The organism is Mycobacterium sp. ENV421 (genome assembly GCF_002887815.1).
GTDB lineage: Bacteria > Actinomycetota > Actinomycetes > Mycobacteriales > Mycobacteriaceae > Mycobacterium.
Genome location: NZ_PDHO01000020.1, coordinates 79,275 through 99,277 on the forward strand (window position 1 = coordinate 79,275; position 20,003 = coordinate 99,277).

General features: G+C 63.5%; 21 protein-coding genes and 1 tRNA gene. 9 read left to right on the forward strand and 13 right to left on the reverse strand.

What is annotated here, in order from left to right:
• Positions 1-16: 16 nt before the first annotated feature.
• From CRM90_RS21175 to CRM90_RS21200, 6 genes are read right to left on the reverse strand one after another with little or no spacing between them, the layout of a single operon-like run.
• Complete coding sequence (locus tag CRM90_RS21175; protein ID WP_102808896.1) at positions 17-835, reverse strand: CbtA family protein; 819 nt, start codon at positions 833-835, stop codon at positions 17-19.
• On the reverse strand, positions 826-1,050 hold the full coding sequence (locus tag CRM90_RS21180; RefSeq protein ID WP_036343583.1) for a CbtB domain-containing protein: 225 nt from the start codon (positions 1,048-1,050) through the stop codon (positions 826-828). Before CRM90_RS21180 ends, CRM90_RS21175 begins: the two co-directional genes overlap by 10 nt.
• An 18-nt stretch (positions 1,051-1,068) precedes the next feature.
• Positions 1,069-1,380 carry a nitrile hydratase accessory protein gene (locus CRM90_RS21185; protein WP_102808897.1) on the reverse strand — a complete coding sequence of 104 codons (312 nt, stop codon included), beginning with the start codon at positions 1,378-1,380 and terminating at the stop codon, positions 1,069-1,071.
• A complete protein-coding gene (nthA, locus tag CRM90_RS21190) occupies positions 1,377-1,997 on the reverse strand; it encodes a nitrile hydratase subunit alpha (protein WP_102808898.1) in 621 nt (206 codons plus the stop codon). The genes CRM90_RS21185 and nthA overlap by 4 nt, the downstream gene beginning before the upstream one ends.
• Positions 1,994-2,731 carry a nitrile hydratase subunit beta gene (gene nthB, locus CRM90_RS21195; protein WP_102808899.1) on the reverse strand — a complete coding sequence of 246 codons (738 nt, stop codon included), beginning with the start codon at positions 2,729-2,731 and terminating at the stop codon, positions 1,994-1,996. The genes nthA and nthB overlap by 4 nt, the downstream gene beginning before the upstream one ends.
• Positions 2,731-3,261 (reverse strand): DUF1097 domain-containing protein, encoded by a 531-nt coding sequence (locus tag CRM90_RS21200; RefSeq protein WP_102808900.1) that lies wholly within the window; start codon positions 3,259-3,261, stop codon positions 2,731-2,733. The genes nthB and CRM90_RS21200 overlap by 1 nt, the downstream gene beginning before the upstream one ends.
• A 321-nt stretch (positions 3,262-3,582) precedes the next feature.
• Here CRM90_RS21200 and CRM90_RS21205 point away from each other — a divergent pair, with 321 nt between their 5' ends.
• Both CRM90_RS21205 and CRM90_RS30305 read left to right on the forward strand, forming a co-directional pair.
• A complete protein-coding gene (locus tag CRM90_RS21205) occupies positions 3,583-4,581 on the forward strand; it encodes a GlxA family transcriptional regulator (protein ID WP_102808923.1) in 999 nt (332 codons plus the stop codon).
• A 440-nt stretch (positions 4,582-5,021) separates the two neighbouring features.
• Complete coding sequence (locus tag CRM90_RS30305; protein WP_142391414.1) at positions 5,022-5,429, forward strand: hypothetical protein; 408 nt, start codon at positions 5,022-5,024, stop codon at positions 5,427-5,429.
• A gap of 333 nt (positions 5,430-5,762) precedes the next feature.
• Here CRM90_RS30305 and CRM90_RS21220 read toward each other — a convergent pair whose 3' ends face one another.
• From CRM90_RS21220 to CRM90_RS21230, 3 genes are read right to left on the reverse strand one after another with little or no spacing between them, the layout of a single operon-like run.
• A complete protein-coding gene (locus CRM90_RS21220) occupies positions 5,763-6,557 on the reverse strand; it encodes a glycoside hydrolase family 16 protein (RefSeq protein ID WP_233209438.1) in 795 nt (264 codons plus the stop codon).
• A gap of 52 nt (positions 6,558-6,609) precedes the next feature.
• The gene (locus CRM90_RS21225; RefSeq protein ID WP_102808903.1) at positions 6,610-6,999 is read right to left on the reverse strand and encodes a YchJ family protein; all 390 of its coding nucleotides are present in this window, start codon (positions 6,997-6,999) and stop codon (positions 6,610-6,612) included.
• 20 nt (positions 7,000-7,019) lie between these two features.
• The gene (locus CRM90_RS21230) at positions 7,020-7,922 is read right to left on the reverse strand and encodes an NAD-dependent epimerase/dehydratase family protein (RefSeq protein ID WP_102808925.1); all 903 of its coding nucleotides are present in this window, start codon (positions 7,920-7,922) and stop codon (positions 7,020-7,022) included.
• Between the two features lie 254 nt (positions 7,923-8,176).
• On the opposite strand from CRM90_RS21230, the gene CRM90_RS21235 reads away from it, so the two are divergent.
• A complete protein-coding gene (locus CRM90_RS21235) occupies positions 8,177-8,620 on the forward strand; it encodes a hypothetical protein (protein WP_233209434.1) in 444 nt (147 codons plus the stop codon).
• Between the two features lie 37 nt (positions 8,621-8,657).
• Here the strand turns inward: CRM90_RS21235 and CRM90_RS21240 are convergent, their stop codons facing one another.
• Positions 8,658-9,614 (reverse strand): mechanosensitive ion channel family protein, encoded by a 957-nt coding sequence (locus CRM90_RS21240; protein WP_102808926.1) that lies wholly within the window; start codon positions 9,612-9,614, stop codon positions 8,658-8,660.
• Positions 9,615-9,762: 148 nt separating this feature from the next.
• Between CRM90_RS21240 and CRM90_RS21245 the strand changes: the two genes are divergently transcribed.
• Together CRM90_RS21245 and CRM90_RS21250 are read left to right on the forward strand one after the other, a co-directional pair.
• Positions 9,763-10,797 (forward strand): YihY/virulence factor BrkB family protein, encoded by a 1,035-nt coding sequence (locus CRM90_RS21245; RefSeq protein ID WP_102808905.1) that lies wholly within the window; start codon positions 9,763-9,765, stop codon positions 10,795-10,797.
• A gap of 224 nt (positions 10,798-11,021) precedes the next feature.
• On the forward strand, positions 11,022-11,402 hold the full coding sequence (locus tag CRM90_RS21250) for a ChaB family protein (protein WP_102808927.1): 381 nt from the start codon (positions 11,022-11,024) through the stop codon (positions 11,400-11,402).
• A 58-nt stretch (positions 11,403-11,460) separates the two neighbouring features.
• On the opposite strand, the gene CRM90_RS21255 is transcribed toward CRM90_RS21250, so the two are convergent.
• On the reverse strand, positions 11,461-12,675 hold the full coding sequence (locus CRM90_RS21255; protein WP_102808906.1) for a hypothetical protein: 1,215 nt from the start codon (positions 12,673-12,675) through the stop codon (positions 11,461-11,463).
• Positions 12,676-13,285: 610 nt separating this feature from the next.
• Here CRM90_RS21255 and CRM90_RS21260 point away from each other — a divergent pair.
• Entirely contained in the window at positions 13,286-14,491 is a 1,206-nt protein-coding gene (locus tag CRM90_RS21260) for an alpha/beta hydrolase family protein (RefSeq protein ID WP_102808907.1), read from the forward strand.
• A gap of 37 nt (positions 14,492-14,528) precedes the next feature.
• On the opposite strand, the gene CRM90_RS21265 is transcribed toward CRM90_RS21260, so the two are convergent.
• Positions 14,529-14,924, reverse strand: coding sequence for a nitroreductase family deazaflavin-dependent oxidoreductase (locus tag CRM90_RS21265; RefSeq protein WP_102808908.1), 396 nt, complete (start codon positions 14,922-14,924; stop codon positions 14,529-14,531).
• Positions 14,925-15,668: 744 nt separating this feature from the next.
• Here CRM90_RS21265 and CRM90_RS21270 point away from each other — a divergent pair.
• The 3 genes from CRM90_RS21270 to CRM90_RS21280 all read left to right on the forward strand — a co-directional run bounded on the left by CRM90_RS21270 (position 15,669) and on the right by CRM90_RS21280 (position 18,537).
• A tRNA-Leu gene (locus CRM90_RS21270) sits at positions 15,669-15,742 on the forward strand.
• A 219-nt stretch (positions 15,743-15,961) separates the two neighbouring features.
• A complete protein-coding gene (locus tag CRM90_RS21275; RefSeq protein ID WP_353616987.1) occupies positions 15,962-17,503 on the forward strand; it encodes a type I restriction enzyme subunit R domain-containing protein in 1,542 nt (513 codons plus the stop codon).
• 44 nt (positions 17,504-17,547) lie between these two features.
• The gene (locus CRM90_RS21280) at positions 17,548-18,537 is read left to right on the forward strand and encodes a DUF4917 family protein (RefSeq protein ID WP_102808909.1); all 990 of its coding nucleotides are present in this window, start codon (positions 17,548-17,550) and stop codon (positions 18,535-18,537) included.
• A 230-nt stretch (positions 18,538-18,767) separates the two neighbouring features.
• On the opposite strand, the gene CRM90_RS21285 is transcribed toward CRM90_RS21280, so the two are convergent.
• Positions 18,768-19,910 (reverse strand): HsdM family class I SAM-dependent methyltransferase, encoded by a 1,143-nt coding sequence (locus CRM90_RS21285; RefSeq protein WP_286145651.1) that lies wholly within the window; start codon positions 19,908-19,910, stop codon positions 18,768-18,770.
• Between the last annotated feature and the right edge of the window lie 93 nt (positions 19,911-20,003).

The following is a 20,003-nucleotide window of genomic DNA, read 5'->3' on the forward strand; positions in this document are numbered from 1 at the left end:
GGACCAACGAGATCAGTCAGGCTGCGACATAATCCATCCCGAACGAGCGCCGTCGGCTGCGGGCGGCCAACCGGGACAGAAGCGCCCACGTCACACCGATCGTCGCCCACATCAATGCCTGGTTCAGCAACGAATACACCCGGAAATCGGCCAGCACCTGAGCCGGGAAGCCCTCGATCAGAATGCCGTCCGGTCCAGAGACCGGGCCGGGCACCTCGTGGAAGCCGGGCAGCACCGCGAACGTGGCCAGCATGACCACGGCATAGCCACCGGCCGCGAGCGCGGTCGCGGGCCAATTCCCCCACCGCCGCGACCACGCCAACCCGGCGGCGGTCGCCACGCACGCCGCGACCACCGAGACCACAGTGATGGTCAGGAAGGCTGAACTTCGCGCGCCGATGGTCTCTTCCAGACCGACGGTGGGCGGATTCGGCGGATACTTCAGGCCCGGCACCAACGTGATCGCCCCGAACATCCCCGCCGACAACAGCAACGCCAGGCCGGTGGGGTCGGCCGTGCCGCCGCGTCGTTCGATCGCAGAGCGAATCACGGTGTAGGCCACCACGAACAGCACGCCCATCGCGACGGCGAAGGCGACGATCCCGACCGCGGCACCGAAGTTCTCCTGCACCGAGCGGCTGAAGAGCTCGTGACCGTGTCCGTGAGCTTCGCCGGCGAGCTCGGCCTCGGCGTGTTCACGAGCGCCTTCGTAGTCCACCGCGGTGGAGATCAACGGCGAGATGAGCCACCGGCTGAACGCGAAGCAGACGATGCCGCCCATCACCCCGGGTACGAGATAGCGCACAGCTGCGGGCAATTCGGCGGTCAGTGGCACGGGAACCCCAGCAGGTGACGTGCGTCGTGCACGAACTCGTGGATATGGGTGTCCGAACCGAACACGGACACGGCACCTTGGTCATACCCGACGAAGTAATAGACGATCAGCGCCAGCAGCGTCAGCACGGCCAGCCGCAGTGGCGTGGCGAGACTGTTCGCGGCCGCACGCAGGTCGACTCGCGGCGCACCGAGGGTGGGATTTGCTTCGTTCATGGAATGGTCCTCGCAGTTCTAGTGGTCGTGGTCGTGGGCGATCGCGTGATCGTTGGCGTCGGTGAGCGGCGGCGCAGTGAGGAGCTCGTGGCGGTCGACGAGCTTCTCGAGCGTGGCAACCCAGTGGTCGTAGTACTCCCATTGCCCCCGTTCGGATTCGGGTAGCCCTTCCCACTCGCCGATCGTCGAGATCAGGGTCTCCTGGAACTCACTCCACGGGTAGTGCCGGAACTCCGAGAGCGCGAGCGCCAGCCCGAACGCGCGGCGCTGCCACTCGTGGTCGAACTGCGGTGCGGCCTGATCGGTGGTGCAGGTGTCGTGCAGCTTCATGACGTCGCACCCGCCAATGCCACTCCGATCATCGACTCCGTGGTGACCAGATCCATCAACATCTCGTCGGTGAAATCCTCGGTGCCCGGGGGTCGTTCGGGAATGACGAACCACCGGGAGTGGCCACTGGAGTCCCACACCTTGATCTCGGTGTCGGCCGGTAGCTCCAGGCCCACCTCGGCGAGCACCTTGCGCGGTTCGCGGGCGGCCCGCGACCGGAACGTCGGGTCCTTGTACCAATAGGGCGGCAGGCCGAGCACCGGCCACGGGAAGCACGAGCAGAGCGTGCAGATCACCAGGTTGTGCACACCGGCCGTATTGGCCACCGCCTGGAGGTGCTCACCCTCGGCGCCGGCCATTCCTTCCGGCAGGTCCAGTTCCGCAACGGCCGCCGGGGTGTCGGCCACTACCTTGGCGGCGAAATCGGGATCAGTCCACGCCTTTACGACGATCTTCTTGCCGTTGAGCGGTGTCATCTCGGTCTCGAAGTACGCCAGCACCTTGTCCACGGTTTGCGGTGTGATGACGCCCTTCTCGATGAGCAGCGCCTCGAGTGCGGCCACCTGCTTGGCGCTGATCTCCTCGCGGTCGGGCGGGTAGGCGAACTGTCCGGTCATGCTTTCTCCTCGATCGGTGCCAAATAGGCTTCGAACAACTCGGCGTAGAGCTTCAGCGGGCCGCCCTCGGCGCGCGCGCCCCAAATCTCGGCCGGATCGAATTCGACGATGTAGATCGGCATCGGGTCGCCGATGCCGTCGCCGGTGTGGGTGAAATAGCCGTAGTCACCCTCGAATACGCGTTCCACGGTGCCGACGCGTTCACGCAGATAACCCGGCAACCGGCTATGTGCGTCAGCGGGGACATTGGTGATGCGCACCTGCGAACCGACCGCGAACTTCGGGTGCGCGACGTCACGGCGCGGGCTGTCCCCGAGGCGCAGGTAGGCGATCACCTGGTCGTCGATCGCCGGAAGGTCCTCGGCGTCGGCGCCCGAGCCCGCCTCGGCCATCCGGTCGGCGAGTTCCTCCTCGGTCACATAACCCTTATCGATGAAGAACTGGGTGATGCCGCCCAGCCACTTCTCGTAATAGCGAAACTTGAAGTAGTCGAACGGGTTCATCGCCTCGGCGCCGGTACGCAGGTCGGCCCACGTCCACTCGTCTTTGAAGGCGGTGGGCACTTCATCGATGGGATATGCCGGCAGCGCGGCACCAAGATGATTCGACAAGCCCATCATCGCCACGTGGATGCCGAAGATGCGCTTCTCCCACTCTTCGACGAAGACCCGCTTCTCCAAAGTCAACGGCTCTGGCAGGCCTTCGAGACCGCCGAGATAGTGCTGCAGTTTCATCAGGCCGGGCTTCCTTCCGTGTGCGGGGGTGCGGTGTCTGCGACCGACTTCTTCGTCATGGCGGTGGCCAGGTATTCGGAAAGCAGGCCAAAGGACGCTCCGAGGACGCAGGCCACCGCGGCCACGAGTCCGGGGTGCGAGATGGTGGTGACGGTGACGTCGCTGCCTCGTCCGGCGACCGTCGACACCGTGGAGGCGAATCCGACGACGACGGCGGGCGTGGTGGCCAACAGCGGCAACCAGGACGCCTGCACCATGACAGCGCTACCGACACCCACGGCGATGGCGGTCACCAGCAGACTGCCGCCCATCAGGTAGGCGGCGTACAGGCTGGCCGAGGCGATGACCACGCCGACGATGTTCGACGCGACCGACCGGACCCAGCCCGCGACACCGCCACCGACGAAGAAGAACGAAGCCCACGCCAAGAACACCACCCAGATCGGCACAGTGATGACTTCGGCAGTGAACACGACTGCCACGCCGCCGAGCACGCCGATGCTCAGCGTCAGGGCTGTCCGAGAATCCATGGCCCACCTTCTTCGAGGGGTTGATGACTCGCTTCGGCGCCGGAGCGGAGTACGGTGAAATCAGCCTCAGCCCAGGGGGTTTCAGTGGTGTTACGGCTCGGTTGCTCCGCCCGTCAGCTCCGGACACGAAACGCGCAATTCCGGACTTCGCGGCGCCGGGCCACTGTTCGCGTTGCCGTCGCGCCGCGGTGCCGATACGTTGACTTCACCTCGGATGGGGTCACGAGAGGACAGCACCGGGTGTCAGACGAGCACAGTTCACAGCGGCCCACCGCCGCAGGGCGTCGACCCGCGAACGCGCAGGGATCACCGGCGCCCAAGATCGTCGTGTTCGCGTTGTACGACAAAGTGACGTTGCAAGATGTCGCCGCGCCGCTTGAAATATTCGCGCGGGCAAACGATTTCGGCGCGAGGTACCAGGTGATCCTGGCTTCGCTGACCGGCGAAGCCGTCAACACGACCTCTTTCGTCACGCTCAAAGTCGACGTCCCGCTGGCCGAGGTGCCGGACCGGATCGACACCTTGATCGTGCCGGGCGGGGTACCACCGGACTTCTACTTCACCCCCGGCGAGCACGACATCCCCGAAGAGCAGACGCCGGACGTCGTGGCGTCGGCCTTGGAGATGGTGGGCGAGCTGGCTCCGCGGGCGCGCCGGGTGGCCTCGGTCTGCACCGGCGCGTTCGTGCTCGCGGCCCTGGGCCTACTGGAAGGCCGCCGGGCGACCACCCATTGGGCGCATTGCCAGGAGTTGGCGCGCACCTACCCCGAGATCGAGGTGGTGCCGGATTCGTTGTTCGTTCAGGACGGCCCGTACATCACCGGAGCGGGAATCAGTGCGGGCGTCGACCTTGGTCTGGCCATGGTCGAAAGCGACTACGGCCCCGACGTGGCCCGGCGGGTGGCGCGGTGGATGGTGGTGTTCCTGCAACGCCCCGGGGGCCAGGCCCAATTCAGCGTGTGGACCGAGGCGGCCTCGCCGGTGTCGCGCGGCCTTCGCGAGATCCTCGACTCGGTCGTGACGGATCCGGCGGCCGATCACTCGATCGCGTCGATGGCCGAACGCGCCGCCGTCAGCGAGCGGCACCTTGTTCGGATGTTCCGCGACCAGGTGGGGTTGACGCCGTCGCGGTTCGTCGAGCAGGCCCGATTGGAAGCCGCGAAAGTACTGCTGGCCACCGGCGATCACGGCCAAGAAACAGTCGCGCGGCGGGCCGGTTTCGGGTCGGCGGACACCATGCGTCGCACCTTCCGCCGCGCATTGGGCGTGTCACCGAGCTCCTACCGGAGCCGTTTTCGCACGACCGGAATCCACCGCTAGGCAGGTCATCCGCCCCTTCCTGGTGCCAAAGTGAAAATTGAATACAACACAGCAAGCGCGGATATATTTGCTTGCACGTCAACGGATGACTAAAGTCCCAGCCGGGTTGGGTACTACCTCGGCATATTAAGGACCGGATCGTGAAATCGAGCATCAACCCGTCACTGTCAGCAAAGATCTGTGCCATATGCATCGGAGGACCGATGATCGCCCTCGTGATCGGGGCCCCGGTCGCCCTGGCGGCGCCATCGACCGGAACCAGTGCCGCGCACAAGCAGGCATCGTCGGACAGCTCGAGCAGCAATGCCAAGCGGCACCCACATGTGCACGCAGCCGCGGACCCACAGCCCAGACCCGACTTTGCCGTCTCATTCAACGGACGCACTGTCGTCCAGACCGGCAGTGCGACGGCGACGTCGGATCCCGGATTCAATTTGGCGGTGGCAGGCGCGGGCAGCAGCGCGCACGCCGGCGGCGGTCTCTTCAATTTCGCCGTGGCGGATCACAACAGCACGGCCGACGCGACCGGCGGAATCCTGAACTTCGCCAGTGCCGACTACGACGGCCACGCAACCGCCCACGATGGTCTCTTCACCGTGGCCACCGCCCAAAATGGCAGTACCGCAACGATTACCGCCGGAAAGCTCAACATCGCCGATGCCAGCAACGGCAGCACTGCATCGGTGAGCGGCGGTGACCGGAATCAGGCGATCGCAGACGGCAGCGGCAGCGTGGCGTTCGCCGGCAACGGCAGCAACAACGAGGCGACCGCATACTGCGGCTCGCACGCCGATGCCAGTGGTGGCGACAACCTGTTCGTGACCACGCCGGCCGGCGGCTGCCAGTAAGGCTTGCATCCCTCATCGGGCCTGTTTTCTCGCGGCTGATCGTGGGCATTAGATGACACATGAACAAGCTGGGCCGAGTTCGGCATGCCGAGCAGCGCATCGTCACAATCCAACGGCGGGTCTGGCTCGCGCAGGTATTGATGTGGCCCACCATCATCCTGGGTGCCGTCGTCTCGGTGGGTGTGGGTGTGTGGTTCCTTCAGCGCCGATCGGGCGGTGGACGGCACGAGATGCCGGAAACTCCCGGAGCGCATGAGGCAGGCGTTGTCGACGCGGGAACTAGCGAGGTTTAGCGACGCCGAGATGAAGGTGGCTGCCCCGCAGTAGCTTTCGCTACCAGATGCGGATCCAGTCGATCAACATCGCCGCCGGCCAGGTGCCCAGAGAGGGATCACCACCACCCGGTCCACCGACCGCGAGGGTGAACATCGGCGACAGCCAATAGCCGGGATTGTTGAACGGCCAGCGCAAGTCGGTGGGGTTGCCGTGCACCGGGATGGGCTTCGGCGGCACCGTGAAGTACGGCTTCGCGCCGTCGACGTAGTCGCGCCAGAACTTGAACCCGTCAGCGTCCCAACGCATTCGCCAGGTGTGCCAGCCGCCATCGATCAGCCCGGCAATCGACTTGCTTTCCCACGTCTTGCCATTCGATGCCGCATGGACGGTGGTGCCCGGGGCCCAGCTGCGGTTGCCGTAGTACTCGAAGATGTCGACCTCGCCGTCGGGCAGCGGGTCTTCGTTGACCGCCCAGTACGCGGGCCAGGCACCTGAGGTCAGGCAGTCGAGCTTGGCCCGCGCTTCCCAGGTGTGGCCCATGGGGACTCGCCAGTTTCCCCGCACCTTGCCGCTGAAGTACTGATCGTCCTCGTGGGTGGCGAGCAGCACGAGGTTGGAATTTCCGTCGAGGAAGACGTTGCGCCGGTCGTCGCGGTACTGGCTCTCGACGGGTGGCCAGACGTCGTCCTGCCAGTTCTGAATCGACCAATTCGCAGGGTTGGGGGCCGACCCCGACGGTCCGTTGAAGTCGTCCTGGAACAGGTAGGGGGCCTCGGCGTGTGCACTGGGCAGCGGGAGTGCAGCAGCCAGCAGGCCCAGCCCCGACATCAGCATCATGCTTCGGCGGTCCAATTCGGGCACGGCTCGACCATAAAGCAGCGGCGGCGCTCGGGCGCGGATTTGATCAGTCGAAGATGTCCCCGTCCAGGTAGAACCAGCGGCGGGCTCGCAGAGCGAAGCGCGACCGCTCGTGTAACACCCCAGGTCGGAGGCCTTGCCGATACTGTGCCCGGAACTCGACTTCGCCGGTTTCGTCACCGGGCTGCCCGTCAACGGTGTCGAGGATTTCCAGCCCGATCCAGGTCAGTCCGTCGGGCGCAGTGAGCGAGTCGGGACGGGTGCGCGGATGCCAGGTCTGCCAGACGTAGTCGAGATCGCCGACGGCGTAGGCGCTGTAGCGGGACCGCATCAGCTGTTCGGCAGTGCCGGCCTGGCTCTCGCCGCGGTGCAGCGGCAGGCAACAGCGGCCGAACGGTGCACCGGAGCCGCACGGGCACGCATCGGTCGGGCGCATGCACTCAGTGTGGCAATCGGTTACGCGCCGACCAGCTCCGGGCGGAACTTGGCTGCCATCCGCCGCATCCCGTCGCGCCAGTCGACAGTGGTGCCCCCGACGAGCTCATGCATCTTGGTGACGTCCAACGGATTGCCGCGCAGCGCTTGATCGCTTTCCTCGAAGACCGGCTCCGCGCCGACGAGCGACCCCAGGAAGGTGCACCATTCTTGGATGCTGACGTATTGGTCGCCGCCCCAGTTGACGGTGGTGGCCGGAACTGACGCCACCTCAAGCAGTTTCGGGATCATCGCGATGATGTCGTCTTCGTGGATCGGGTTGTAGACGGCCGGTCCGCCGGGCGGGACCGGGACGGGCATGCCGCTGAGCATCATCTCCATCTGGAAATACGGCCAGCCGCCGTTGTCGCCGTAGGGAACGTTGAGGCGCGCGATCGTGGTCGGTACGCCGAGAGCGCGCGCCATCGTCGCGACGACGGTCTCACCGGCGATCTTGGTGATCGAGTAGGTCGGCAGCAGGCTCTTGTGGTTGTCGCCGTAGACCGTGCGTTCGGTTCGCGGCTCGTCGCCGGGCGGGTCGTAGACCGCGCCGGATGAACAGTGCAGGAACGCCTTTGCGCTGCGGCAGTGCGCCATGAGAAGACCTGCCGATTCCGCGTTGGCGGCGAGGTCCTTGTCCCACCGACCGCTCTTGGCCACCGCCAAGTTCAGGACGTAGTCGAAATCCGATGGCAGTCCGGTGAAGTCCCCGGCCGCCATGTTGACGGTCTCACACCGGACGCTGGCCTTCTCCAGGCTGTCTTTGACGGCCGAATCGGTGAATCGAGCGATCCCCCACACCTCGTTGTCCGGCGCCATGGCGAGGGCGACAGGGGTGGCGACCTGGCCGCTCACTCCGGTTATCAAAATCTTGGATCCGCGCATCGGCTGATCGTAGGCAGGCCGTTGGTTCAGACGATCGATTTTGTCTCGGTGGGTTGAGACCCCGTCACCCAGCAGCTCAACGATCGCGTGACGGGTGCCTGAACAAAACCTGAACGCAACCACTAAATTATCTGGATCGAGCTTTGCGGCTCGTACGAGCAGACCGAGTCACGGCCCCATCGACGAGGCCAACGTTCACGTCGGATCGGAGCCATGAGTTGAACGCCCGCATTTGTCTCGTAATCTCGGCAACGTTGCTTGCCGCGACACTCCTGTTCGCGCCCAGTGCCTCCGCTGAACGGATCCCTGGAGCCGAAGACGCCATCGCCAAGGCCGAAAGTGCGCTCGGGTCAGACATGTTCGGCCCCTACGGGTGCGAGGCTTTCGTGGCCTATGCCTTTGACGTGCCGCAGGCGAAGTACGGCTGGGATGGTGCCGCCGAAACGATGTACCAAACCCTGCTGCAGCAGGGTGAGATACACACCGATATGGATGCTCCGCGGGGAGCGCTCGTCTTCAGCAAGAGCCCCTACGGCGCTCACATCGACATTGCCCGCGGTGATGGGACGTACATCTCGGGCGGCGTCCAAGGACTCAAGCGCGGGTACGGCGATGGCCACAACATCCAGATTCTGCCGAGTCCTCATGTGGGGTCCGGCTGGATGTACCGGGGCTGGAGTCTGGGCTACCCCCAATAATCTCTTCTCTCCGCTGCGGTAGCCGCCCCGTCGCGCCTCACTTCTCGGCGGTCCCGCCCACCACGGCGTGGATGCGTCCGCGCGGATACGGCAGCTCGATGCCGTTTTCGTCGTAGGCCTGCAGGATCTCCCGCCGAAGGCGGCGCTGCACCGACCATTGCGCGCCCGGCCGGGTTTTCAACGTCATCCGCAGCCTCAGCAGGTCCGGGGCAAGTTCTTGGACACCGAGCATCTCGGGCTCGCCGAGCACCTTTCCGCCCACTGTCGGATCCGCGATAGCCTGTGCGGCCGCCTCCAGCGCCACCCGCTCCGCCTGCTCGACGTCGGCGGTCAACGCGACCGGCACCTCGATACGGGCGACCGCATATTCCTGGCTCATGTTGCCGACCCGGGAGATCTCCCCATTACGGACGTACCACAGCGTGCCGTCGATGTCGCGGACGGTGGTGATGCGCAGACCGACGCTTTCGACCTCGCCGCTCATCTCGCCGAGGTCGACGACGTCACCCACGCCGTATTGGTCTTCGAGCAGCATGAACACGCCACTGACGAAGTCGCGCACCAGATTCTGGGCACCGAATCCGATCGCGAGGCCGATCACGCCAGCCGAGGCGATGAACGGCGCGAGATTCACCCCCACCACGTTGAGAGCCGCCAGCACTAGCCAGGACAGCAGAATTATCGACACGGTGGATTTCAGGACCGACCCGATCGTGTGAGCACGCTGCTGGCGTCGAGTGCTGGCTTGATCGTTGATCGTCGTCACCGGGACGCCATGACGAAAGCGGCGTAGCAAGGTCGGCTTGGCGTCCTGGGGGCGCTCCTCGACGCTGCTCTTGCCGCTCCGGCCGGTAGTGGCACGGTCGATCATCCGGTGCAGCAGATATCGGACGATCAGGACGACGATCAGGTACACCGCCAGGCGGATCGGCACCTCCACGAGCCAGTGCCGGGTGGTGTCCGTCCATTCCAAGGCCAAGTTGCGTGCATCCATGTTCACGACGTTACGTACCCGGAAAGCCGGATAGGTTCACCTCCCGCGGGCCCGGACACGGATTCAGTCGGGGGCTGCAGGCCGATCAGGTCGGGTCCATTTGTTGCGCGCCGCTGGTGGCGAGCCGTCTTCTCCTACGCTGGGTGCAGTGTCATCGCGAAGCAGGCAGCACGACGCGTGGTCGCGCGTGTCGGAGGCCGCGGCCTCCGCGCGCTGGACCCTGCGGCGTCGCGGTCACGTGGTATTCGTTCGCCTGCCCGGGCCGTTGCAGCAGACCTGCCGGCTGATCGGCCGTACCGGCCGCGGGACACTCGAGGACCGGGTCCCGGGGTTGGCGGCCGAGGCGGCGTTCTTCACGTTGATCTCGCTGCCGGCGTTGCTGTTGGCGGTCGTGGGTTCACTCGGATTCGTCGCAGCCGCCCTCGGTCCGGAGGGCCGGGACAGCTTCCGCCAACTCGTACTCGGAATCCCCAGGTCGTTCCTGTCGGATCCCAGCTATGCCACCTACAAGCAGCTGGTGGACACCGTGCTGACCGAAACGCGCGGAGGTGTCGTGTCCATTGCCCTCCTGCTGAGCGTCTGGACCGGTTCACGGGCGGTGAATCGCTACCTCGAGACGATCACGATCGCCTATGACCTCGAACCGCGACCCGGCTGGCGGCGGCGCCTGCTGGCTTTGGGACTCACCATCGGCCTGCTGCTGGGTGCGGGGGCAGTGTTGCCGCCCATGGTGTTTGGTCCGCGGATTGTGAAGTGGGTGGCGCCGGATTCCGTCGAGGAGACCACGCTTCGCACACTTCACCTGTTCTTCTGGCCATCGGTCGTCGCGGTGTTGATCGTCGGCTTGGCGACGATGTACCACGTCGGGGCCCCGTGGCGGACACCCTGGCGCCGGGACCTGCCCGGCGCGTTACTCGCCATGGCGATCTGGTTGCTGGCGTCTGCCGGGCTACGGACGTATCTCTCGTTGAGCGTTCGGCACGACGCCGTCTTCGGCCAACTCGCGGTGCCCATTGCTGTTGTCCTGTGGCTCTACATCACCGCTTTCGCAGTGCTTCTGGGCGCGGAGTTCAACGCCGCGATCGAGAGGATGTGGCCGCACGTGGATCATCCGTGGCGGTTGCAGAGTCTTCTCAGAAAGCTCGAGCGCGGTGCACCGGCGAGAGCGGAAGAAGGCCGCTGATGTCGGGCGGCCGGCAACATCGACAGGTCGGACGCACCGCATCGCCTAATGTCCCGGCGAATTCCTTGTGCCACAAGGTAGGTGGCAGTCCGAATCGGCATGAGGTTGCGCGCCGCGTTTAGCTGACGCATCAGCGGGTAGACGGCGTCGAATCAGCGGGCGCCACCGGCCCGATCACGCGGGTGGTGGCGGCCTACGCCGGATCAACTCGAAAGGAGCGCACTGTGCCGATGACCAAGAAGAACGGCAAGCCGAAGAAGAGTGAACTGCCAAGCACCCTGCAGAAGTCGGGCAAGAAGGCCCAGCGCACCTTCGCCAAAGCACACGACGCGGCAGCCAAGGAATACAGCGACGCCGAGCGCGCTTACCGAGTCGCCTACAGCGCGCTGGAGAACAAGTTCGAGAAGGTGGGCGACCACTGGGAGAAGAAGGCCAAGAACGCCAAGGGCGAGACCGCGCAGGGTGTGAATGCGAATGCGACCAAGAAAGACTTGACGGAGATCGCGCGAAAGCTCGACATTCCGCGCCGCTCGACGATGAACAAGAGCGATCTGGTCGCTGCGATCAGGAAGACCAACCGTCGCGAAGCTGCGCACAGTCGCTAGTGACGCCGATGGCGCCAGCCGACCCCTCCTTGGGCCAGCTGGCGCCATCGGATCGAAACTACTTGCCGGCCTTCGCGGACCTGCCGGACTTGCCCGACGAACTCTTCTTGCCGCTCCCGGCCTTCGAGTCGTGACTGCCGGCGGACGAGGATCCGGCCTTGGCGCCGCTGGACGAATCCGAGCCACCGGCACTGGAAGCCGCCGCCGGGACGGCCTTGATGCTGGCCTTCGTGGAACCCGTTCCGCCAGTGGCGGATTCGGTCGCGCCCGCTTCAGTCGCGGTGTCGGCAGCCGCGCTGTCCGATGCGGCCTTGGTGGCACTCCTGGCCGCCGACGCCGTGCCGGTTGCCGCCGAGGCGGCGGTCGACAGGGTTACCGTCTTGGCGGCAGCCGGCGCCTTGGCCGCGGCACTGATGGCAGCCGTGGCCGGCGGGGTGGCTCCGATGGCCTGGGCGATGACATCACGCAGCTGGATCAGGCTGGCGATCGGCCCGCTCGCCAAGAAGCCGAAGTCGGGGCTGTAGGGCGTAAGAAGGCCCGGGGCATCGATGAATCCGAGGACGGTGCCCGACCCGTTGAGGAAGCCACCGACCAGATTCGCGGGGAGGTTCACCAGGGTGTTGAGGACGGCACCCGGGTCACCGGCGACCACGCCGTCGTACACGTCCTGCGTTGCTTGCACCGCAGCGTTGATCGTCGACACCAGCGGGAAGGTCATCGGTAGAACGACCTGAAACACGGTGTTGGGCAGTGTGGCGAAGGCCTTGGCGAAGTTGTTCACCGTGTTCACCAGAGGGACGGTCGAATCGGAGACGACCGTAACGAGGTTCAGCGCGAGCGGGATCACGACGGTGTTGTTGATGGTGTCGAACGCGCCCACGATGTCACCGCTTTGGAGCTGGCCGCGAGCGGTCTCCAGCGCACCGGGGACGCCTTGGAAGATCAGCTTGAGGTTCGCCACGTCATTGGTATAGGCCGTTTGCAAGGCCTTCAGGCTGGCGAGCTGGTTTTCGACGATCTGCTTGAGGATCGGCGCGGGACTGGCTGCGATCTGCTGGCCGATTGCGCCGAGATTTGCTGCGGATTTCTGGAAAACCTGTACCCAGTTCTCGATCGGGTTGATCGCGGCGCTGAGCTCGACGCTGACCGACGACACCGACCGCTGCAGGGCCTGAGCGTCAGGCATCGTCGGCGTCAGCGGCGAGATCGCGATAACACTCGCTCCCACCAGCGCAACACCAGCGGTGGCGTACGGACGTACAGCAGCGTTCATGACTCTCCTTCGAAGAAATTAACCCCCTAAGCGCCAAAACGTAGCGCACCTTACTCATCAGTAAGTAGAGGTTCTGGAAACTTTCTTGCGCGTCGAAAGGACCCCAGATTGCTGCGCCACATTTCGGCGTGCGTGGTCAACACCCCTGTTCACGCCACTTCTGGCGGCTCCGCGAGGTTGCCCCTCGGCGAACTACGGAAGGCCGGCAGCTACCATTTTCGGTGGCCTAACTTACCTGAGGGTAAGATAAGCAGTTTGCTGAACCTGTCTTCTAAGTTACCTTTCAGTACCATAACCACGCTTATATAAATTTCGCGGCGTTTGCACGCGCCGGTCGACGCCCAGGGGCCCGCAGCGACAGCGACGAACGCGGACCGGGATCGCAGCAGGCCCTCGGGCCCCGCCGACACCGACCACCGCCCACGGTCGAATGAATTCATCTTGGGGTTTGCTGAGCAGTGACAAATTTTTCGCGTATGCCGCGTCTACGCCGGGGATCGCACCGGCCTACCCGATCGACCGAAGGGGCGCATTGGTCGCCGCGCAACGGTCACGCCTCATCGCCGGCGACACTCGCCGTGGGCGTTCTCGAACGCCGTAACATGCGCCCATGAAGATCCTTTTCGACGACGCCGATATGGACGCGCAGTTGAGCCGGACTCTGACCGCAATCGCGGCCGAGGCCTGCGATCTCGGTGAAGCGTTCGCTACCGCCGCTCGGGTCATCGAAGGCGACTACGACTCCTGGTACTCGCAGTGGTCTGCCACCGCCAACACCGCCCAGGCCCTCGCCGACCAGGCCGCCGAGGGCGGTCATGCCGTGACCGCTCGTAAGGCCTACCTTCGCGCGTCGGAGTATTGGCGTCAGGCGTTCTTCTTCCTCCGGCACGACATCACCGATGAGCGACTACAGCACGCGTGGCGCCAGCATCGGCTCACGTTCCGCTCGGCTCTGCCCTATCTTGAATTCCCCTCTGCCGCAACGGAGATCCCCTTCAACGGCGCGACGATGTCCGGGTATCTGTTCCGGGCGAGCAGCGACGGAATCCCACGGCCGACTGTGATCGCCCCGTGCGGATATGACTCGACGGCAGAGGCCGGCTACTGCGCGACCGGCTACATGGCGCTGGCCCGGGGCTACAACTTCTTCGTCTTCGAAGGCCCGGGCCAGGGCGGGATGCTGTACGAGCACCGGGTGGCGATGCGACCCGACTTCGAGGTGCCCTTCGCCGCCGCGTTCGCCTGGCTGATCGACCAGCCGGGCGTCGACCCGAATCGGGTGGCCATCATCGGCCGGTCGTTCGGCGGTTACCTGGGACCACGTGCGGCCGCCTTCGAACCGCGCATCGCGGCGCTGATCGCCGACCCGGGCCAGTTCGACTTCGCCAGCCGAATCGCCAAGATGGTCGACACAACCGAGCAACTGCAGAAAATCATCGACGCGGATCCCGACGTGGATGCGCAACTCGAGGAGCTGTGCCACGGAGCGCGCAACACCGAGTGGTACGGGTCGCGCATGGCCACGCTGGGAGCCGCCACCGTCGGCGACTGGATCCGGCGGCAGCTCACCTACGAGCTCGGCGGATGTGTGGGCTCGATCGCCTGCCCCACGCTGATCACCGAGGGTGAGGGCGACTTCGCTGCACAGGGCGAAGCCCTGTACAACCACCTCCAGCCGTCGATCCGCAAGGAGCTCAAGCGGTTCAGTGCGGCCGAAGGCGCCGGCGGCCACTGCGAGGGGCTGGGCGCAACCTTGTTCGAGGGCTATGCCTTCGACTGGCTGGACGACGTCCTGGGCGAGGCGGCCCCGCGCTGAGACAACGCCCGGTTCCAAGCCCGGCGCGGTCCGGAGATCAACCTGCAGCGACCACTTCCGTCAGCAGTAGGGCTGCCTCGTTGTAGGGAAACGCTCGGTAGAGGAGGCGAGAACGCGGTACGACCAGGGCCGCACCCTCGGCCTTGCTTACCACCAGCGGGTTGACGAGCGTGACCGCCCGTCTCCGCTTGCGTAGCACCGTCGGGCCGCCGGCCAGCACATTCTTCAACCAGTCCGTCTGTAGGCCGTAGCCGATGAGGATGGCGTAGCCATCATGGGTCTTGAATACCAGAAGGGGCGTTTGATAGCGCTTCCCTGACTTTCGCCCGACGTGCTCGAGCGTGCCGAGGTTCGGAAGCCACGGTGGATTCGTGCGAGCGGTCGGATTGGTGACCCGCTTGTTGAACTCTGCGATTCGGCAAGGCACGCGCATTCTGGGAATCTAGGGCTCCTAGTACGGCGGCGCCCCCACTCGGATTCGAACTCAAGCTTGTTGGCGGGTTCATTCCCTAGTACGGATGCCAATTGATGCTTTCGCCGGTCCACGAGCGCGGTTCGTGGACCGACGATACTCCTCAGCTGGAAATACCACTAGGTTGCCTGCCAGCCAACGGCACGCATTCAATGGGGAGCCCACACTCTAGACATTGATGGGACCTCGGCTGTGGCACATCCTTGCTCAAATAACTCTAGTGGAGAGTCGTTCGAAAGTTAGTCGATCGGTGTCAGACCCGCCTGCAACAATACGTAAATAGCGGAAGAAACGTAGATACGTTGACCATACAGCATGACCTAGAAAGCCTGGAGGTTTCGGTGCCGTACGCAAATCCCGACGATGAACGTGCATACCAACGCTTGCATTATGAACGAAATAAGGATTTATACAAGATGAGGGCGGTCGCATCTCGGGCAAAACAGCGCCGAGAGCAACGCGTGATTATCAAGCAGTATTTAGAGACGCATCCATGTATGGATTGTGGCAATAACGATATACGCGTCTTGCAATTTGATCACATTGAGCGTGAGCCCCACAATAAACGGATTTCGAGACTTATCGGGACCCGCAAACAGCTTCTGGCTGAGTTCGAGAAATGCGAGGTGAGATGCGCCAACTGCCACATGATCCGAACCGGTGAACAGCTGGGCTGGCAGACGAGGACGTAGACTCCACTCCCGAGCCCCAGTAGCCCAATTGGCAGAGGCAAAGGACTTAAAATCCTTGAGTTGCGAGTTCGACTCTCGCCTGGGGCACGCCGCGAGCCGTCGTTTCCGTCTCAACCGCACGCGCCAAGGGGTTGTGCGGATTTTAAGATCGCCCCTCTCGGCGTTCTGGGTTTTGACAGGTTGTGATGGCTTAAGACGAATCCGACTATTGCCCTTAGGATTAGCGTTGTGTGTGTAGCTCACTTTGGATGGGCTTTGCCTGGCTACTGCGGGCTGGCTGCGGGCTGGCCGCAGGAGTGAATCAACATGTACGAACCAAATCCGTCGGCTGTCTGCGGGCTGCGGGAGGAATACCTCAAGATAGCCCGAACTGCCGGGACCGTTGTGGTCACACATGAAAACGTCACGGGGACCATCCAGGTCTCAGGAGCCTCGAACACCGACTTGGTGGATAAGAGCGCGGCGATCAAGTCGGTGATGAACTGGGTCAAACTGCACCCCACCAACATCTCCCAGAAGGTGCAGATCATCATCGAGCACTTCCGCGAGAACGTCGGCTGGCGTTTGGAGGGCAAGGCCAAGGCCATGGTGGTCACGTCCTCACGTAAAGCGGCGGTGCGCTACAAGCTGGCGTTCGACAAGTACGTCAAAGAGCAGGGCTACACCGATGTCACCGCCCTGGTGGCGTTCTCGGGGGAAGTCACTGATCTGGAGTCGGGGCTTGAGAAAGTCACCGAGACCTCGATGAACCCCGGCTTGAAGGGCCGCGATCTGCGTGATGCATTCGCCACCGACGAGTATCAAGTGATGTTGGTGGCAAACAAGTTCCAGACGGGCTTCGACCAGCCGCTGCTGGTGGCCATGTACGTCGACAAGCGCCTTTCGGGGGTGGCTGCGGTGCAGACCCTGTCCCGGCTCAACCGGGTGGCCCCCGGCAAGGATCAGACCTTCGTGCTGGATTTCGCCAATCCCGCCGAGGACATCGTCGAGGCGTTCGAGCCCTATTACGAGGCCACCACGTTGGCCGATGTCACCGATCCGAACATCGTCCACTCGACGATGGCCAAGCTGGATGCCGCAGCGATCTATCAGGAGTCCGAGGTCGAGGGCCTGGTCAAGGACTACCTGGCCAAGAAGGGCAACAATGCCCTGACCAAGTGGGTCACCCCGGCCCGGGACCGCTTCCGTGACCGGGAACGCGATGCCGTCGATCACAGCGACAAGCTGGCCCTCGACGAATTACACCTGTTCCGCAAGGACGTGAGCACCTTCCTGCGCCAATACGATTTCCTGTCGCAGATCGTGAACTACGAGGACCTGTCGTTGGAGAAGCTCTCGATCTACCTGCGCCACCTGGCCCCGGTGATCAGCAGCGAGCAGCTCAACCACGAGATCGACCTGTCCACCGTCGATTTTGACTATCTGGCGCAGCACGGGCAAGGCACCACTTCCGGCACTCTCACCGGCGACGTGCCGCTGCAACCGGCCAAGGAGTCGGGCACGGGGACGGCTAAAGATCCCGAGCTGGTGGCCCTTGACGAGGTCATCGCCCAGATCAACGACCTGTTCTCCGGGGAGCACCCAGATTCCAGCGTCCGCAACGTTGTCACCCACATCAAAGACCGGCTCGAAGAAAGCGAAACACTGCAGCAGCAGGCCGAGCACAACACTCTTGCGCAGTTCTCGGCCAGCCCAGACCTGCAGAACGAGTTCGTTGCCGCAGTAATCGGGGCGATGGCGTCCTCGGAAGATCTGTCCACGCAGATCCTGAACAACCCGGAGCTGTCGTCAAAGTTACTGGGCGAGCTAATTCCGGTCATCTATGAGGGATTGAAGCCTTCGGCGTGAGCCAATACAGCGTCGCCTACAACGACCAGATGGGCAGTTGACCGTTGAGCGATGAGCTCCTTCGTTGGGACCAACTTCGTGATCGCACGTGGCCAACCCTTCTGATTGGCAACGGATTGAGTATCAATGTGTGGTCTCGATTCGCGTACAAAAGCCTGCTGGAACACGCGAATCTGACTCCCGCAGCAAGGCAATTTTTCGGCGATCTCGACACCTCCAACTTCGAGGTCGTCCTTGAAGGGCTCTGGCACGCAGAGCGAGTACTACACGCGCTAAACCAACCACATGAGCAGGTCAAAGATCTCTACGAGAGCGTGCAGAATGCGCTATTCGAAGCAGTGCAGGACGTCCACGTCCCGTGGGCCTTGATTCGTCCATCTACCTTCACACGAATCGCAACGGTCCTGAATCAGCAGAACCTAGTGTTCACCCTCAATTACGACCTGCTGACCTACTGGTCTGCCATGAACTCCACCAGCCCTACCTATACAGGCGACTACTTCTGGGCACCTGGCAGTGTTTTCGATTCCAGTAATTGCGAACTGGCTTCTGGGCGAACAGGTCTTCTCTACCTCCATGGAGGAGTGCATCTCTGGCACGAATCGACGACCGGCCTGACCGGTAAGTGGACGAGCGGAACTCAGGGCAACCTTCTTGCGAACCTTGCCGATTACTATCGCTCTGACCCCGACCGTCAACCACTCATGGTGAGCGAAGGAACCTCAAAGCAGAAGCTGGCCGTGATCCGCCGTTCGGAATATCTCTCGTTTGCTCTTCGTCAGTTGGCCGTTGACACGTCGAACACAGTGATATTCGGGGCGGATATTGGGCCGCAAGACGACCACATCGTTACTGCACTAAGGGCTGGCGCCCCTCGCAACATCGCCATCTCAGTGTTCCCCGGCACCAACGAGCAGAACACAGCCACGATGGCTCGTTACCGCGCAAAGTTGCCCGAACAGAACCTTTCGTTCTTCGAATCCCGGTCCCATCCGCTGGGCGATGCGGCACTGACAGTACAACCGGGCTCGTGAAGCCCCGAATTGGTCCTCGGTGCACTTCTTCGAGAAAGGTCGTCAGGTCGGGCCCGAGTGAGACCATCAGTTCTTCGGACTGTGGTCCGAGGAGCATCCGCCGTGACCGAGCTAAGGAATCACCTGGCAATCGACCGCGCTCTCGGCGACGATGTCGTAATCGGCATAAGTGCCGCCCCGCGTGACGGCGCGGAGGTCAACAGTGGGTTGTACGTATCCATCCCTTGCCATCAGGGGTCGTCGTGCTCACCGATGGTCGACCAGATCGTCTTGATCAGCGGGGCAGGCGGTTTGGCCAACCCTGCTTTACGGAGTGCGTCTCTGACTTCGGTGACGAATCCGTCGCGGTCCTTGTATTCCCACCCGATCAGTCCGGTCAGGGCATTGCGGATCGCGGCCTGCTCACCGGGCTTGAGCTTCTCGATGCTCTTCTGGGCGAGGACTTCTTCGACTTTGTCCTCGGTGGGGGTGAACCGCAGTTGCAGGGGGCGTTCGACGGTGATGGTGGAGTAGCCGAACTCGTCACCCGTGAACACTTTCGAGAGGGCTGGGTGTTCGTCGGTGCCGTGTTCGTTGCGGAAGCCCTCGTAGAGGTGGCAGATCCGCTCGATGTCTTTGGGCCGTAGCTCTTTGCGCTTGGACCCCAACGACTTGCGCATCTTGCCGAACATGTCGACGGCGTTGATGAGCTGGACCTTGCCCTTGCGCTTGGTGGGCTTGTTGTTGTCGAGAACCCAGATGTAGGTGCTGATTCCGGTGTTGTAGAACATGTCGGTCGGCAAGGCGATGATCGCGTCCAGCAGGTCGTTCTCGACGATCCACTGCCGAATGTTCGACTCACCCGAACCCGCCCCACCAGTGAACAGCGGGGAGCCGTTAAGGACCATCGCAAGGCGGCTGCCGCCCTCACCGCCCTTGACGGGCTGCATCTTGGAGATCAAGTGCAACAGGAATAGCAGTGACCCGTCGGACACACGAGGTAGGCCGGGGCCGAATCGTCCTGCGAAGCCACGCTGCTCACACTCGTCAGTGACCTGTTTTTGCTGGGTGTTCCAGGCCACCCCGAACGGGGGGTTAGAGAGCAGGAAGTCGAAGTGCCGGGTGCGGAAGCCATCATCCGTGAGGGTGTCGCCCCGGTAGATGTTGTCGATGTCCTGACCCTTGATGATCATGTCGGACTTGCACATGGCATAAGAGCGCGGGTTGATGTCCTGCCCGTAGAGCACTGGGCGGGCCTTGGGGTTCATCTCGATGAGGTGGTCGTAGGCCGTGGAAAGCATGCCGCCGGTCCCGGCTGCGGTTATGCGCTGTTTCTGGGCGTGTCTCACCGAGGATGTGGCCAGTAATGCGTAGGTTGTGCGCAACTCCCGCATCGGGGGTCGTAAGGGCACGGTGGGCAGTGCATCTCTATTGTTGACCGTCTCTCGGGATGACGACGACGGGGTATGCGGTCGTCATTGAGCGTG

Excerpts from the sequence above, each read along its gene's own strand:
- CRM90_RS21230 (WP_102808925.1), bottom strand. The coding sequence starts at position 7,922 with ATGCGCGGATCCAAGATTTTGATAACCGGAGTGAGCGGCCAGGTCGCC.
- CRM90_RS21240 (WP_102808926.1), bottom strand. The coding sequence starts at position 9,614 with ATGGATGCACGCAACTTGGCCTTGGAATGGACGGACACCACCCGGCAC.
- CRM90_RS21265 (WP_102808908.1), bottom strand. The coding sequence starts at position 14,924 with ATGCGCGTGCCTTGCCGAATCGCAGAGTTCAACAAGCGGGTCACCAAT.
- CRM90_RS21200 (WP_102808900.1), bottom strand. The coding sequence starts at position 3,261 with ATGGATTCTCGGACAGCCCTGACGCTGAGCATCGGCGTGCTCGGCGGC.
- CRM90_RS21285 (WP_286145651.1), bottom strand. The coding sequence starts at position 19,910 with ATGCGGGAGTTGCGCACAACCTACGCATTACTGGCCACATCCTCGGTG.
- CRM90_RS21180 (WP_036343583.1), bottom strand. The coding sequence starts at position 1,050 with ATGAACGAAGCAAATCCCACCCTCGGTGCGCCGCGAGTCGACCTGCGT.
- nthB (WP_102808899.1), bottom strand. The coding sequence starts at position 2,731 with ATGAAACTGCAGCACTATCTCGGCGGTCTCGAAGGCCTGCCAGAGCCG.
- CRM90_RS21225 (WP_102808903.1), bottom strand. The coding sequence starts at position 6,999 with ATGCGCCCGACCGATGCGTGCCCGTGCGGCTCCGGTGCACCGTTCGGC.
- CRM90_RS21260 (WP_102808907.1), top strand. The coding sequence starts at position 13,286 with ATGAAGATCCTTTTCGACGACGCCGATATGGACGCGCAGTTGAGCCGG.
- CRM90_RS21255 (WP_102808906.1), bottom strand. The coding sequence starts at position 12,675 with ATGAACGCTGCTGTACGTCCGTACGCCACCGCTGGTGTTGCGCTGGTG.
- CRM90_RS21275 (WP_353616987.1), top strand. The coding sequence starts at position 15,962 with ATGTACGAACCAAATCCGTCGGCTGTCTGCGGGCTGCGGGAGGAATAC.
- nthA (WP_102808898.1), bottom strand. The coding sequence starts at position 1,997 with ATGACCGGACAGTTCGCCTACCCGCCCGACCGCGAGGAGATCAGCGCC.
- CRM90_RS21185 (WP_102808897.1), bottom strand. The coding sequence starts at position 1,380 with ATGAAGCTGCACGACACCTGCACCACCGATCAGGCCGCACCGCAGTTC.